Below are 13,876 nucleotides of genomic sequence, written 5' to 3'. Positions count from 1 at the left end.
AAAGCCTGAACCCGCCGAGCTCAGCTGCCAGGCTGAGGCTGAGCCTGCGGGAGTACGGCGAAGGCGACTTCGCCGGTCTCGTCCTGCTGGACGTCGAGCACCTTGTCTTCGAGCAGCGCGGCCGCTTCGGGTTCCAAGAACACCTTCGGGCCCCCGTCGGCGCCGAGCACCCTGTCGCCACTTTCCGGCTCGGGAGCGACGGAGACCGCGAGCTGGGGACTGTCCCCCTGCTGGGAATGCATCGCGAACCGCAGTCCGCCTCCGTCTTGCCCGTTTTCCTGCCCCGTCAGTGCGGTGATCGCCTCGGCGGCGGCTTCGGTGACTGTAAGCATCTCTGCCCTTCCTTCGTCGCGGTCTTGCACTTGACGGACCACGCTAGGGGGTCGCGGCATGGCCTGCCGTCTGAGTGAAGATCATTTTTCGCCGACGTCCGGCTCCTCTTCGGCCAGCCGCATGGCGTGAGACTCTCCTTCGTGGATCTCCGCGGGCGTGGCCGACGAACCGGTCGGCCCCGCTCCAGCGTTCGGGCGGCTCGACTCGGCCGCTCCCTCCTCATCGGACATCGGCCGGGGCGTGCTGTACTCGACCCGGCCCCCTGTGGCCTACCCGATGACGCCGGCGGCCAAACGACGGTGCTGTCGCCGGGATCACAGCCCCCAGCCGGTTTACTGGCTTCACAAGTTTGTGAAACAAGGAGTAGCGTCGTCGGTATGACCACCACCAGGTGGGCGCCAGGGCACCGGATCATCCGGCGCGCGCCGGAACGGCACCACGAACTCGGCCACCATGCCGCCTGGTACGTCGTCGCCGGTGTCGTCGCCACCGGCATGCAGGCAGTGCTCTTCCTTGTCCTGCAACCGATCCTCGGCCCTCAGGTGGCCAATCTGGTCGCGCTCGCGGTCACGACCGTCGGGAACACCGAGTTCCACCGCCGGGTCACCTTCGCCACCCGGAAGAGTCATGCGAGCAAGCGGCACTTCCAGGACGTGGTGACCTTCGCCTTTTACGCCGCGTACGGCTCGATCGTGCTCGCGTCCCTCGACGCGGTGATCACCGAGCCGACCGCGCTGGAGCAGACCGGCGCCCTGCTCGCCGCCAGCGTCGTGGGCGGCATCGCACGCTTCGCGGTCCTTCGCTGGTGGGTCTTCGCGCGCCGGAAGGCTTAGTGTTCTTCAAGTGGCTGAGATCAACGGACCGCATGAAGGCGGTTCGGAACCCGATTACCGATTCACGCTCGCCAACGAACGGACCTTCCTCGCCTGGCTCCGGACGGCGCTGGGCCTGCTCGCCGGCGGCGTCGCCGTGCACCAGCTGGTCCCCGACCCGACCGCGCTGAGCACCGTCCTCGCGGGTCTCTGCGTCGTATTGGCCGCCGTACTCGCGGCGAGCGCGTATCCGCGCTGGCGGCAGGTGCAGTCCGCGATGCGCGCGGGGCAGCCGCTGCCGAAGAGCGGGATGCTGGTCTTACTGACGGCCGGGATCCTCGCGATCACCCTGACCGCCGCGGCACTGGTGGTCTTCTCGTGAGTTCGGGCGATCACGGAGCGCAAGCGGAACGGACGGGGCTGGCCTGGCGCCGGACCTCGCTCGCGGCTACTGCCTGCACACTCCTGCTCCTGCACATGGCCGCCCGGCGAGGCTGGGGAACGACGGTCATCCCGGTCGCGTTCGCGGGCGCCATGGTGATCACTTTGGTCGTCATCGGCGCGCTTCGTGAACGGGCACTGCGCAAGGCGGAGACCCCGAAACCTCTTAACCCCGCCTTTGCTGTCACCGCCTCCGCACTCGTCGTAGCGACGGCGGCCGCTTTGATCGCGGTGCGCTAAAGGCCGCACACATCCAGCGATCGCGACCGCGGTTTTCCTGACGTGGAGTCTCGGTTGTATTAAGCCGACTCCGGCGAATGGGCTATCTCTAGTTGAAATCTTTACTGCCGTCCGATCGGCGCCTACGATTACGCTGCGTCGCAACGGCGGTAGATGGATCTGATCTTACGGGGCATCTGCCGCCCACAATCGTTACGGAGTGTTGGCCCCTCGACAGCGACGGTCACAGGGTCGGCCGGGGAGGACGACCATGCAAGCACTTTCCAGCGCGTCCAGAACCGTCACCCCCGATGCGGTCCCCGGATACACGACTCCGGAGAACCTGCCTCGACCGGGCGGACGGCTGACGAAGGAAGATCTCGATCCCCTCGTCAAGGACGCGGGCGACGGGAATCCCGCCGCCATCCAGTCACTGCTGCGGATGATCGGGCCCGTCGTGGTCCGCTACTGCCGCGCCAGAATGGGCGGCCGCGACCTGTCCTACCTGTCGGCGGACGACGTCGCGCAGGAAGTGTGCATGGCGGTGCTGAAAGCACTGCCCGGCTACCAGGATCGCGGCGGCTCGTTCCTTTATCTCGTGCACGCGATCGCGGCCAACAAGGTCGCCGACGCCTACCGCGCGGTCTCCCGCGACCGGTCGGAGCCGGTGCCCGAACTGCCGGAACGACCCATCGGCGACAACGAGCCCGAAACGCACGCCCTGCACCTGGACCTCGGTGCCCGGCTCAGCCGCCTGCTCTCCACTCTTCCGCGAGTGCAGCAGGAGATCCTCGCCCTCCGCATCGCCGTCGGTCTCTCCGCCGCCGAAACCGCCGAAGCGCTCGGGATCTCCGCCGGCAACGTGCGCGTGACGCAGCACCGCGCACTGGCCCGCCTGCGGACGATGGTCAAGCAGGACGAATTCTGATCTTTCCTCCCCCTGCCGCAGGTCGTTGATCGGCGGTTCGCAGGCGTCCGGACCCCGCGCCGCCCACTTTCTTCCTTTCCCCGGCTTCTGGCCGGAGATTTGTCATGGCTTGTTCCGCCGCGCCTCGGTCACCACTCACGAAAGGCGATAGGCCCGCCGCGCGGTCCCGTCGAAGAACTCCAGCCGCTCCGCGTCGCTCAACGAGCCGGTCAGCGAGAACGCGGTGTCGACGACGACCTCGTACGCGGCCGCGAGTTCGCAGACCGGCCAGTCGGAGCCGAACATCAGCCGAGAAGCCCCGAAGGACTCCAGTACGTGCTCGGCCCAGCGCGCCAGATGTCCGACCTTCCACTGTGCCCAGTCCGCCTCGGTCACCAGCCCCGAAAGCTTGCAGTACACGTTGTCCAGCTCCCCCAGCGCCGCGACGCCGTCCGCCCACGGCTGCCATTCCCCCGAGGAGATCGGCGGTTTCGCGGCGTGGTCGAGTACGAAGACCTGGTCCGGTAGCGCGGAAGCCACCGCGAGCGCCGCCGGAAGCTGGGGTGGCTTCACCAACAGGTCGTACGCCAGCCCGGCCTCACCGACAGCGGCGAGCCCCCGCAGAACCTCGGACCGCGTGAGCCACGACGGGTCCGGCTCGTCCTCCACCTGATGCCGGATTCCCACCAGGGGACCGGAAAACGCGGCGAGACGATCGGCCACATCGGACGCGGTGAGATCGACCCAGCCGACGACACCCGCGATCAGCGGTTCGGCACGAGCGACGGAAAGGAACTCGTGCGTCTCCTCTTCCGACGAGACCGTCTGCACCAGCACGGTCCCTTTCACGCCCGCCGCCTTGGTCACCGCGCGGAGATCGTCCACTGTGTACGGACGGCGGATCGGTTCCAGCGCCGCCCCCGTCATCCACGGGTAGTGCCGCCGCGAGGGATCCCAGAGATGGTGGTGCGCGTCGATCACGACTGTCCTTCCGGCCGCAGCGGGGTGTCCTCTCGCAACAGTCCCGCACGGATCAGGTCCGCCCACAACTCGCGCGGCACCGGGCGGCGGAACCGCTCGGCGTTGAGCCGGACCTGTCCGGGATCGTGCGCGCCGACGACTACGGACACCACCGCCGGATGCGCGGCGGGCAAAGCCAGGGCGGCCTGAGGGAGTTCGACACCGTGCCGCTCGCAGACCTCGGCGATCCGCTGGGCCCGCTCGACCAGTTCGGCCGGGGCCTCGGCGTAGTCGTACATCGTGCCGGGTGACGCCGTGGCGAGGATCCCGGCGTTGAACGCGCCACCGGCCACCACGTCGACCCCGCGTTCCGCGCACAGCGGCAGGAGATCGTCGAGGGCGGGCTGGTTGAGCAGGGTGTACCGGCCGGCCAGCAGGATCACGTCGAGGTCGAACCGGCGGACGAACTCCGTGAGCATCGGCGCCTGGTTCATCCCGGCCCCGATGGCGTCGACGACGCCCTGCTCCCGCAATTCGAGCAGCGCGGGGAAAGCGCCGTTGACGGTGTCTTCGAAGTGTTCGTCCGGATCGTGCACGTAGACGACGTCCACCCGGTCGAGCCCGAGCCGCTCCAGACTGTCCTCAAGCGACCGAAGAATCCCGTCGCGGCTGAAGTCCCACCGTCGTTTGTAGGCCGCGGGCACGACGAAACCCTGCGAGTCGGTGCGCGAAGCGCCGGCCGGGTTCGGCTCCAGTACGCGGCCGACCTTGGTCGACACCACGAAGTCCGCGCGGGAGTACGTCGAAAGTGCCGCCCCCAGCCGTCGTTCCGACAGGCCGAGACCGTAGTGCGGGGCGGTGTCGAAATACCGGATGCCTTCATCCCACGCCTGCCGGACGGTCGCTTCGGCCGTCTCGTCGGTGATGGCGTGGTACAGATTGCCCAGCTGCGCGCAGCCGAGCCCCAGTGGGGACAGGGAGATCTTCACGGAAGCTCCCAAACCAGGCCGAGGCCCGAATCGTTACCCGAGTAGTCGTCTTCGACGTCGAGCAGTTCCGACATCCTGGCCTGCCAGGGAATGTTGGCCGGATGATCGCGCAAGGTCGCGCGCATCTTCGCGTAGTCCTCGACCTCCACCAGGTGGAACAGGTCGAGACCGTCACGCCAGATCCGCCACGAATGCACCCCCGCGGACCTCAGCGCTTCGTCGAGATCGACCGGGATGACGGCGTGGACCGACTCGTATTCGGCCTCCTTACCCGGCTTCAACCGGGTGTGGAGTGCCACTCTTTGTAGTGCGACACCGTGGGTCACCGCGCCTCCTCAGCTCGAAACATGGCACTCTGTCAACTAACACTCAAACATCCGAGGTCTTCGGGGAGGGCGGTGGAACATGCCGGTCACCGATGTCGCGATCGACAAGATCAAGGACATGATCATCTCCGGCGAGCTTGCTCCTGGCGACAGGCTGCCGAAGGAGGCCGAACTGGCCCAGCGGCTCGGCCTGTCCCGCAGTTCGCTGCGCGAAGCGGTGAAGGCGCTGTGCCTGATCCGCGTGCTCGACGTCCGGCAGGGCGACGGAACGTACGTCACCAGCCTCGAACCGAATCTCCTCCTCGACGCGATGACGTTCGTGGTGGACTTCCACCGCGACGACACCGTGCTGGACTTCCTCGCCGTCCGCCGGATCCTCGAACCGGCCGCGACGGCGATGGCCGCGATGCACATGAGCGACGAGGACATCGCGGAACTAGGCCGCCTGCTCGACGAACTGGCCGACTCGCCGACGGTGGAGGCGCTGGTCGCGAACGACCTGCAGTTCCACCGCAAGATCGCCGACGGCTCCGGCAATCCGGTGCTGTGTTCGCTGCTGGACAGCCTGTCCGGCCCCACCGCGCGCGCCCGCATCTGGCGCGGGCTCACGCAGGAGGGCGCGGTCGCGAAGACCCGCGAGCAGCACTCGGCGATCTACGAGGCCATCGCCGCCCGGGAACCCGAACTGGCGCGTTCGTGGGCCACCGTGCACGTGGCCGGGGTCGAGCAGTGGCTCCGCAACGCCCTCGGCACCGCCGACGACCCGACCGCGACCGCCGAAGCTTCCTGACACAGCTACCTCCACTTACGTCCTCGAACCGGCTCCGGGCGTGTTATGAACGGTCCGTTCATAACAAAATCCTGTAATGAACGGACCGTTCATAACACCCGGCGGGCTAAGTCTGGGCCTTCCCGCTGGCATAGCGGGAAATGATCAACGCGACCAGGATGATCACGCCGTAGATCGCCTTCAGCCACTCTGGCGGCACCTGCGCCACTTGCAGCAGGTTGGTGACCGTCTGCAGGAGCAGGACGCCGGTGAGCGCTCCGACCAGAGTGCCCTTCCCACCGTCGAGTGAGACACCGCCGATCACCGCAGCCGCGAACACCTGAAGGATCAATCCGTCGCCCTGATCCGCGCCGAGCGCGCCGACGTACCCGGTGTACGCGAGCCCGCCGAGCGCGGCCAGCACGCCCGCCACGACGAACACACCCCACGAGATCCGGTCGACGCGGATACCCGCGGCCCGCGCGGCTTCCCGGTTGCCGCCGATGGCGTACAGCGATCGGCCGATCCGGTGATACCGCAGGCCCAGCCCGAACACGGTGAACAGCGCCGCGGCCAGCCACACCGACATCGGCAGCCCGATGAACGTGGTCGTCGCCAGCGCGGTGAACACGTCCAGCTGGTCGAACAGCGTCTTGCCCTGAGTGGAGCCGATCTGCGTGCCGCGCAGCACCGTCAGCATCGCCAGCGTGACGATGAAGGCGTTCAGTTTCAGTTTGACGATCAGGAACCCGTTCACGAAACCGATGGCGGCACCGGCCACCAGTACGGCGAGGATGCCCGCGAAACCGGGGAATTCGGTGCCGAAGCCCGAAGACGCCACCGGGATCACCAGCATCGCGCCCAGCGCGGGCGCCATCCCCATGGTGGATTCCAGTGACAGGTCGAACTTCCCGGTGAGCAGGACCAGAGATTCGCCCAGCACCACCATCGACAGCGCCGCCGAGGCGGACAGGATGCCGACGATGCTGCCGAAGGTCAGGAACGTGTCACTGATCAGTCCTCCGATGATCAGTACCACGACGAGGGCGGGCACCAGCGCGAGTTCGCGCAGCCAGCGGAACTTCCGGCGTTTCGGCGGGGCCACGAAGGACGCTATTGGGTCTGTTATCAAGGCTCGACTCCTTCGATGTCGGCCACCAGATCGCCGTCGGACCAGCCGGCCCGGTGTTCGGCGACCACGGCACCGGCGCGCAGCACCAGCACCCGGTCGCTCAGGCGCAGATCGTCCAGCTCGTCGCTGACGATCAAGACCGCCTTGCCCTCGGCCCGCACCCGGTCGACGACCGCGAGCAGGGCCTCCTTCGATTTCACGTCCACACCCGCGGTCGGGTTGATCAGCACGACCAGCCGGGGGTCCCCGGCCAGCGCGCGGGCCAGGACGACCTTCTGCTGGTTGCCTCCGGAAAGGTCGGACACCGGCTGATCGGCGCCGGCCGCGACGATGTCGTAATCCTTCAGCGCTCTCGACGCCCGCTCGTACCGTGCGCTCGGCGCGGCGATACCCGCCTTGCCCATGCGATCCAAAATGGACAGTGTGGCGTTGTCCATGATGGAGTGATCGAGGACCAGGCCTTCGTGGTGCCGATCTCTCGGCACACAGCCGATTCCGGCCCGGATCGCGGCCGGGATGTCGCCCGGCTTCAGCGCCTTGCCCTCGACCTTGACCGCACCGGACGACGGCGAGCGCAGTCCGTACACGGTTTCCGCGACCTGGTGCTTGCCGCTGGCGTTGCTGCCCGCGAGACCGATCACCTCACCGCGATGGACCCGGAAGCTGACGTCGTGGAAGCCGTCGCCGGAAAGCCCGTCGACGGTCAATACCTCGTCCGCGTCCGAAGCCAGCGCCTCACGCGCCGAAGCGTCGCGGACGGAAAGCCCGCCCTGTTCACCGGTCATCGCGTCGATCAACTCGGCGTGGCCGACCTCCGAGACCGGCGCGGTGAGGATGTGCTTGGCGTCGCGCAGCACGGTGACCGCTTGGCAGACCTCGTACACCTCGTGGAGGTGGTGCGAGATGAACAGGAACGTCACCCCGTTCGCCTGCATCTGGCGCATCCGGTCGAAGAGCCGCTCGATCGCCTGGCTGTCCAGTTGCGCGGTCGGCTCGTCGAGCACGATGAACCGGGCACCATAGGAAAGCGCCCGCGCGATCTCCACGAACTGCCGGTCCTCGACCGAAAGTTCCCCGGCCGGGGTGTCGACGTCCACGTGGACGTCCCAGGAATCCAGCAGGTTCTTGGCCTGACGGCGCAGACGCTGCCAGCCGATCGCGAACCCTTTGCCGGACTGGCGGTTCAGGAACAGGTTCTCCGCGACGGTCAGCTGCGGGACGACCATCGCGTGCTGGTAGACGCAGGCGACCGCGCGCTTCCAGTCGTCCTGTTTGGACAAGGGCGGCGCGGGGATCCCGCCGAACTCGACGTGACCGGTGTCCGTTTTGGACAGTCCGGTGAGGATGGAGACGAGGGTGGATTTCCCCGCGCCGTTGCGGCCGACGAGCGCGTGCGACTCGCCAGGGTGGACGGTGAGGCTGACGTCGGACAGCGCCACGGTCGGGCCGTAGCGTTTACCGACGCCCTGTGCGCTGACCACCGGTACGGCGGCGGAGCCGGCGGGCAGCGCGCTCACAGGTTGTTCCCCCACAGGGCCTTGTCGTCCACGTTGTCCTTGGTGACCACGGGCGCGGGAAGCTGGTCCTCCAGTATCCCCGGCCGGACCTCGACGATCGTGCTGCCGTGGTCGGTCGGCCCGGCCTTGAAGGTCTCCCCCGCCATCGCCTTCTTGATCCAGTACATGCCGTACTTGGCGTAGTCGTCGGCGGGCTGGGAGACGGTCGCGTCGAGTTCGCCCGCGCGGATCGCGGCCAGTTCCTGCGGGATGCCGTCGTTGCTGACCAGCACGACGTGCTTCGGGTCGCCGACCGGGAAGTAGAGGTTCTTGCGCTTGAGCGCCTGCTGCGTCGGCGCCAGGTAGACGCCGCCCGCCTGCATGTACACGGCCTTGATGTCCGGGTTGGCGGTCAGCAGACTGTCCAAACCGGACGAAGCCTTGTCCGCCTTCCACTCGGCGGCGACCTCCAGCACCTGGACGCCCGGGAACTTCGCCTTCATGCACTGCCGGAACGCTTCGGAGCGGTCACGGCCGTTGACCGAGGCGAGGTCACCCATGACCTGCACGACCTTGCCCGAAGTGACCTTCGCGCCGATCGCCTCACAGGCCTTGGTGCCGTACGCCTTGTTGTCCGCGCGCACCACCATCGCGACCTTGCCACTCTCCGGTGCGACGTCGACGGCCACCGCCGGAACACCCTTGTTCTCCGCGGCCTTGAGGCCCGCCACGACGGCGGCGGAGTCGAGCGGCGTCACGACGAGACCCTTGATGCCCTGATTGAGCAGGGTGTTGATGTCGGTGATCTGCTTCGCCGAGTCACTGTCCGCGTTGACTGTCGGGAGCGCGTCGACGCCCTGTTCCTTCGCCTTCAGCGGTACGTAGTTGTTGTAAGCCTGCCAGAACGGCGAGGTCAGCAACGGGATCGTCGCACCGACCTTGCCACCCTGTGCCCCACCGGCACCCGGCGCCGACGCGTTGTCCTTTGTGGACCCACAGGCCGACAGGGCCAGGCCGAGCACGGTGGCCGCGGCGGCCACCTTGATCACCCTCGTACGCACCGCATCCTCCTTGATGACAGCGGGAACCTACTGCTGGACCGGGCCGCGCGGACGCAGCCCGTACATACCTCCGTCGACGGCGAGCGCCGTTCCGGTGGTCGACGCGGAAAGCGGACTGGCGAGATATGCGATCGAGTTCGCGACCTCGTCCGCGGTCACCAGCCTGCCCATCGGCTGACGGGCGGCCAGCGCCGCCCGTTCGGCTTCCGGGTCACCGGCGGAGTCGAGCAGCCTGCCGACCCACGGGGTGTCCGCGGTGCCGGGGCAGACGCAGTTGACCCGGATCCGGTCGGCGAGGTGATCGGTCGCCATCGCCAGGGTCAGCGAGAGCACCGCGCCCTTGCTGGCCGAGTACAGCGCGCGGTTGGGCAGGCCTGCCCACGCGGCGATCGAGCAGGTGTTGACGATCGCGGCCGACGGCGACTTCTTCAGATGCGGCAACGCCGCCCGCGCCAGTCGCACCATGCCGACGACGTTGATGTCGAGCACCCGGTGCCATTCGTCGTCGCCGTTCGCGGTGACGTCACCCTGAGCGCCGATCCCGGCGTTGTTGACCAGGATGTCGAGGTGGGCGAACCGTTCGGCGACCGCGTCGATCGCCGAACGCACCTCGTCGTCCGAACCGACGTCGCACCGGAATCCGGTGAGGCCTTCGGGGAGGTCGTCCGGTTTCAGGTCGAGCACCGCGACCGTCGCCCCGCGGGAGGCGAGCAGATCCGCGGTGGCCCTGCCGATCCCGGACGCGCCACCGGTGACGGCGGCGACGAGGCCTTCGAACTCACTCACTGGCAGTCTCCGTCCATTCTGGACCGTCGGGGAAGGTGAACCGGCGCAGCGTCGCGTCGTGCATCCGCGCGGAGAAGCCCGGCGAGGACGGCGCGAGGTAGCGGCCATCGGCCACGACGGCCGGATCGGTGAAATGCTCGTGGAGGTGGTCGACCCATTCGATGGACCGGTCGACGTCGGAACCGGACACCGCCACGTAGTCGAACATCGACAGATGCCGCACGAGTTCGCACAGCCCGACCCCACCGGCGTGCGGGCACACCGGGACGTCGAATTTGGCCGCCAGCAACAGGATCGCCAGGTTCTCGTTGAACCCGCCGACCCTGGCGGCGTCCAGTTGCAGCACCGAGATCGCGCCGGCCTGGAGCAGTTGCTTGAACATCACGCGGTTCTGGACGTGCTCGCCGGTGGCCACCCGGATCGGGGCGAGCGCCTTGGCGATCGCGGCGTGCCCGAGCACGTCGTCCGGCGAGGTGGGCTCCTCGATCCAATACGGGTCGTACGGTGCCAGCTCGGTCATCCAGGTGATCGCGGCCGAGACGTCCCAGCGCTGGTTCGCGTCGACGGCGACCCGGATACCCGCGCCGACGGTCTCGCGGGCGAGCTTCATCCGGCGGACGTCGTCCTCGAGGTTGCCGCCGACCTTCAGCTTGATCATCTCGAAGCCGTCCGCGACCGCCTGTTCGGCGAGCCGGACGAGTTTCGCGTCCGAGTAGCCGAGCCAACCGGGAGACGTGCTGTACGCGCGGTATCCGTCGCGTTCGATCCGGGCGATCCGCTCGGCGCGGCCGGGCTCGGCGGCGCGAAGGATGTCGAGCGCTTCCTGTTCGGTCAGCGCGTCGGAGAGGTAGCGGAAGTCGACGAGCGACACCAGGTCTTCAGGCGACATCTCGGCTGCGAAGCGCCAGACCGGCAGTCCGGCGATGCGCGCGGCGAGGTCCCAGGCGGCGTTGACCACCGCGCCGATCGCCATATGCGCGACACCCTTTTCCGGGCCGAGCCAGCGCAGTTGCGAGTCGCCGACCAGCGCCCTGGACAGGTCGCCGAGCGCGGCCGCGCCGGTGGGGACGTCCCGGCCGACGACATGCGTTTCGAGCGCGCGGATGGCGGCGGCCTGGACGTCGTTGCCGCGGCCGATGGTGAAGGCGAGCCCGTAGCCGTCCGGGCCGCCGTCGGTGTGCAGCACGACGTACGCGGCCGAGTAGTCCGGGTCCGGGTTCATGGCGTCGGAACCGTCCAGCTCCCGCGAGGTGGGGAAGCGGACGTCGAGCACCTCCATGCCCACGATCTTCGCCATCACGCCTGCCTGACGGTCTGGCGCTGGCGGCCGAGGCCGTCGATCTCGAGCTCGATGACGTCACCTTCCCGCAAGTACGGCTTGGGATCGGGCTGACCGAGCGCGACGCCCTGCGGGGTTCCGGTGTTGATGAGGTCGCCCGGACGCAGCGCCATGAACTGGCTCAGATAATGCACGATCTCGGCGACCGTGAAAATCATGTCCTTGGTCGACGAGTCCTGCTTCTTCTCGCCGTTGACCCACAGCCGCAGGCCGAGGTCCTGCGGATCGGGCACCTCGTCCGCGGTGACCAGCGACGGGCCGAGCGGGTTGAAGTTCTCGCACGACTTGCCCTTGTCCCACTGGCCGCCGCGTTCGAGCTGGAACTCGCGCTCGGATACGTCATTCGAGACTGTGTACCCGGCGACGTACTCGAGGGCTTCTCCGACGCTGTCGAGATAGCGCGCGGTCTTGCCGATGACGACGCCGAGCTCGACCTCCCAGTCGGTCTTCGTCGAGTTCCGCGGCACGAGCACGTTGTCCTCCGGGCCGACGACGACGTCGGAGGCCTTCATGAACACGACCGGCTCGGTCGGGACGGCGGCGCCGGACTCCTCGGCGTGCCGCCGGTAGTTGAGGCCGATGCAGACGACCTTGCCGGGCCGGGCGATCGGCGCGCCGATCCGGGCGTCCGCGGCTTCGGCATCGGCTTCGGGCAGTTCACCGGCGGCCAGCGCGGCCGCGACCCTGGCGACGCCGTCGCTCGCGAAGAAGCTGCCATCGATGTCGGCGGTCAGCCCCGCGAGGTCGCGCACCGTGCCATCCCCGGCACGTACGAACGGACGCTCACTTCCCGGCTCCCCGAGACGCAACAGCTGCACGGATTTTCCCTTCCGACCGAACCACCAGCAACGAACAGACATCCGATGTATACCCGACGAGGTCCGACAAGATCTAGAGGTCATCTGGATTTGTCCGGAAAATTGATCGGATCAGTCGCCCGAAGTCGGTGTGGCCTGCCTCACAGCGGGAATAGTTACCTACTCTAAGCAAGTTGTTCCCCGCGGAACCATCACTGGGGAGAGGAAGAGCATGACCATCGCGCCCGAGCGAGTGGAAGAACCTGTCGCGCGCCCAATCACGACCGGACGCGCCCGGTTCGTCCTGATCCTCGGCGGCCTGTCCGCCTTCGGGCCCCTGTCCATCGACATGTACCTGCCCGCGCTGCCGCAGATGGCAGGGGAACTGCGCGCGGCGGACGCGACCGTCCAGCTCACACTGAGCGCGTTCATCATCGGGCTCGCCATCGGCCAGCTGATCCTCGGACCGCTGTCCGACGCGATCGGCCGCCGCAAACCGCTCGTGGCCGGGCTCGCCCTCTACATGGTCGGCTCGATCCTGTGCGCCGTCGCCCCGAGCGCCGAACTGCTCATCGCCGCCCGCGGTGTCCAGGCCTTCGGGGCAGCGGCGGGCATCGTGATCGCCAGGGCGACCGTGCGCGACCTCTATTCCGGCACCGCGATGACGAAGTTCTTCTCGCTGCTCATGCTGGTCAACGGGCTCGCCCCGATCCTGGCGCCGATCATCGGCGGCCAGATCCTGAACTGGACCTCGTGGCGCGGCGTGTTCGTCTGCCTGACCGTGTTCGGCGCGATCCTGCTCGCCGTCGTCTTCTTCCTGCTGCCGGAACCGCTGCCCGAGGAACGCCGCACGCCCGCGCGCTTCGGCTCGGTGATGCGGACCTACGCCGGCCTGTTCCGCGACCGCGGGTTCCTCGGCTACGCGCTGGCTTCCGGGCTCATGTTCGGCAGCCTGTTCGCCTACATCTCCGGATCGTCCTTCGCACTTCAGGGTGTTTACGGGCTCAGCCCGCAGGCATACAGCCTGGTGTTCGGACTCAACGGCATCGGCATCGTGGCCGTCGGCCAGCTGAACGGGCGAATCGTCGGACGCTTCCCCGAACGGACACTGCTGACCGTCGGCCTGATCGTCGCGGCGGTCGCCGGATTCGGCGTGCTGGCCGCGGCGGTGCTGGACCTCGGCCTGATCGGGCTGCTGATCCCGCTGTTCATCCTGGTGTCGAGCATCGGCATGGTCGCGCCGAACGCGAGTTCGCTGGCGCTGGCCGACCAGGCCCGGTCGGCCGGTTCGGCGTCGGCGTTGCTGGGGGTGTTGCAGTTCGTCGTCGGCGGGCTGGCGACGCCGCTGGTCGGACTGGGCGGTGCGGGAACCGCGGTGCCGATGGGGATCACCATGGCGGCGTTCGGCGTACTCGCTCTGCTGGCCTTCGGGACCATGACGCGACCTTCGCGGGCTCTGGTCGCTCAGGCGGCTTAAGCCCCCGCAACGTGCAATGAAGGGGCCTTTCA

General features: G+C 68.0%; 17 protein-coding genes. 6 read left to right on the top strand and 11 right to left on the bottom strand.

The window, feature by feature from the left end; all coding sequences use genetic code 11:
• Nucleotides 1–20: 20 nt before the first annotated feature.
• Together ACLARN_RS05475 and ACLARN_RS05470 are read right to left on the bottom strand one after the other, a co-directional pair.
• Nucleotides 21–332, bottom strand: a complete 312-nt coding sequence (locus ACLARN_RS05475) for an iron-sulfur cluster biosynthesis protein (RefSeq protein ID WP_409490180.1) — start codon at nucleotides 330–332, stop codon at nucleotides 21–23.
• Nucleotides 333–413: 81 nt separating this feature from the next.
• Nucleotides 414–563, bottom strand: coding sequence for a hypothetical protein (locus ACLARN_RS05470; protein ID WP_409490179.1), 150 nt, complete (start codon nucleotides 561–563; stop codon nucleotides 414–416).
• Nucleotides 564–710: 147 nt separating this feature from the next.
• Here ACLARN_RS05470 and ACLARN_RS05465 point away from each other — a divergent pair, with 147 nt between their 5' ends.
• From ACLARN_RS05465 to shbA, 4 genes are all read left to right on the top strand, one after another.
• Complete coding sequence (locus ACLARN_RS05465) at nucleotides 711–1,166, top strand: GtrA family protein (protein ID WP_409490178.1); 456 nt, start codon at nucleotides 711–713, stop codon at nucleotides 1,164–1,166.
• A 10-nt stretch (nucleotides 1,167–1,176) separates the two neighbouring features.
• Nucleotides 1,177–1,527, top strand: coding sequence for a YidH family protein (locus tag ACLARN_RS05460; RefSeq protein WP_409490177.1), 351 nt, complete (start codon nucleotides 1,177–1,179; stop codon nucleotides 1,525–1,527).
• On the top strand, nucleotides 1,524–1,826 hold the full coding sequence (locus ACLARN_RS05455; protein ID WP_409490176.1) for a DUF202 domain-containing protein: 303 nt from the start codon (nucleotides 1,524–1,526) through the stop codon (nucleotides 1,824–1,826). The genes ACLARN_RS05460 and ACLARN_RS05455 overlap by 4 nt, the downstream gene beginning before the upstream one ends.
• Before the next feature lie 250 nt (nucleotides 1,827–2,076).
• On the top strand, nucleotides 2,077–2,733 hold the full coding sequence (shbA, locus tag ACLARN_RS05450) for an RNA polymerase sigma factor ShbA (RefSeq protein WP_184893966.1): 657 nt from the start codon (nucleotides 2,077–2,079) through the stop codon (nucleotides 2,731–2,733).
• A 135-nt stretch (nucleotides 2,734–2,868) separates the two neighbouring features.
• Here shbA and ACLARN_RS05445 read toward each other — a convergent pair whose 3' ends face one another.
• Genes ACLARN_RS05445 through ACLARN_RS05435 form a run of 3 tightly spaced genes read right to left on the bottom strand, consistent with a single transcriptional unit; the run spans nucleotide 2,869 to nucleotide 4,960 of the window.
• Nucleotides 2,869–3,693, bottom strand: a complete 825-nt coding sequence (locus ACLARN_RS05445) for an amidohydrolase family protein (RefSeq protein WP_409490175.1) — start codon at nucleotides 3,691–3,693, stop codon at nucleotides 2,869–2,871.
• Nucleotides 3,690–4,661, bottom strand: a complete 972-nt coding sequence (locus tag ACLARN_RS05440) for an aldo/keto reductase (RefSeq protein WP_409490174.1) — start codon at nucleotides 4,659–4,661, stop codon at nucleotides 3,690–3,692. The genes ACLARN_RS05445 and ACLARN_RS05440 overlap by 4 nt, the downstream gene beginning before the upstream one ends.
• Nucleotides 4,658–4,960 carry an L-rhamnose mutarotase gene (locus tag ACLARN_RS05435; RefSeq protein ID WP_409490375.1) on the bottom strand — a complete coding sequence of 101 codons (303 nt, stop codon included), beginning with the start codon at nucleotides 4,958–4,960 and terminating at the stop codon, nucleotides 4,658–4,660. The genes ACLARN_RS05440 and ACLARN_RS05435 overlap by 4 nt, the downstream gene beginning before the upstream one ends.
• Before the next feature lie 106 nt (nucleotides 4,961–5,066).
• Here ACLARN_RS05435 and ACLARN_RS05430 point away from each other — a divergent pair, with 106 nt between their 5' ends.
• Nucleotides 5,067–5,777: a FadR/GntR family transcriptional regulator gene (locus tag ACLARN_RS05430; protein WP_409490173.1), complete on the top strand. Its 711-nt coding sequence runs from the start codon at nucleotides 5,067–5,069 to the stop codon at nucleotides 5,775–5,777.
• A 106-nt stretch (nucleotides 5,778–5,883) separates the two neighbouring features.
• Here ACLARN_RS05430 and ACLARN_RS05425 read toward each other — a convergent pair whose 3' ends face one another.
• From ACLARN_RS05425 to ACLARN_RS05400, 6 genes are read right to left on the bottom strand one after another with little or no spacing between them, the layout of a single operon-like run.
• On the bottom strand, nucleotides 5,884–6,861 hold the full coding sequence (locus ACLARN_RS05425) for an ABC transporter permease (RefSeq protein WP_409490172.1): 978 nt from the start codon (nucleotides 6,859–6,861) through the stop codon (nucleotides 5,884–5,886).
• A gap of 23 nt (nucleotides 6,862–6,884) precedes the next feature.
• On the bottom strand, nucleotides 6,885–8,405 hold the full coding sequence (locus ACLARN_RS05420) for a sugar ABC transporter ATP-binding protein (RefSeq protein WP_409490171.1): 1,521 nt from the start codon (nucleotides 8,403–8,405) through the stop codon (nucleotides 6,885–6,887).
• Entirely contained in the window at nucleotides 8,402–9,445 is a 1,044-nt protein-coding gene (locus ACLARN_RS05415) for a sugar ABC transporter substrate-binding protein (protein ID WP_409490170.1), read from the bottom strand. Before ACLARN_RS05415 ends, ACLARN_RS05420 begins: the two co-directional genes overlap by 4 nt.
• A gap of 27 nt (nucleotides 9,446–9,472) precedes the next feature.
• Nucleotides 9,473–10,231: an SDR family NAD(P)-dependent oxidoreductase gene (locus ACLARN_RS05410; RefSeq protein WP_409490169.1), complete on the bottom strand. Its 759-nt coding sequence runs from the start codon at nucleotides 10,229–10,231 to the stop codon at nucleotides 9,473–9,475.
• Entirely contained in the window at nucleotides 10,224–11,528 is a 1,305-nt protein-coding gene (locus tag ACLARN_RS05405) for an enolase C-terminal domain-like protein (RefSeq protein WP_409490168.1), read from the bottom strand. The genes ACLARN_RS05410 and ACLARN_RS05405 overlap by 8 nt, the downstream gene beginning before the upstream one ends.
• Entirely contained in the window at nucleotides 11,528–12,388 is an 861-nt protein-coding gene (locus tag ACLARN_RS05400) for a fumarylacetoacetate hydrolase family protein (RefSeq protein ID WP_409490167.1), read from the bottom strand. The genes ACLARN_RS05405 and ACLARN_RS05400 overlap by 1 nt, the downstream gene beginning before the upstream one ends.
• Nucleotides 12,389–12,599: 211 nt before the next feature.
• Between ACLARN_RS05400 and ACLARN_RS05395 the strand changes: the two genes are divergently transcribed.
• Nucleotides 12,600–13,844, top strand: coding sequence for a Bcr/CflA family multidrug efflux MFS transporter (locus ACLARN_RS05395; protein WP_409490166.1), 1,245 nt, complete (start codon nucleotides 12,600–12,602; stop codon nucleotides 13,842–13,844).
• The last annotated feature ends 32 nt before the right edge of the window (nucleotides 13,845–13,876 follow it).

Origin of the sequence: Amycolatopsis sp. cmx-11-12, from assembly GCF_046269425.1 — a bacterium.
Lineage (GTDB): Bacteria > Actinomycetota > Actinomycetes > Mycobacteriales > Pseudonocardiaceae > Amycolatopsis.
Note: the sequence above shows the minus strand (reverse complement) of the source record. Positions and strands in the feature narration are given on the sequence as shown.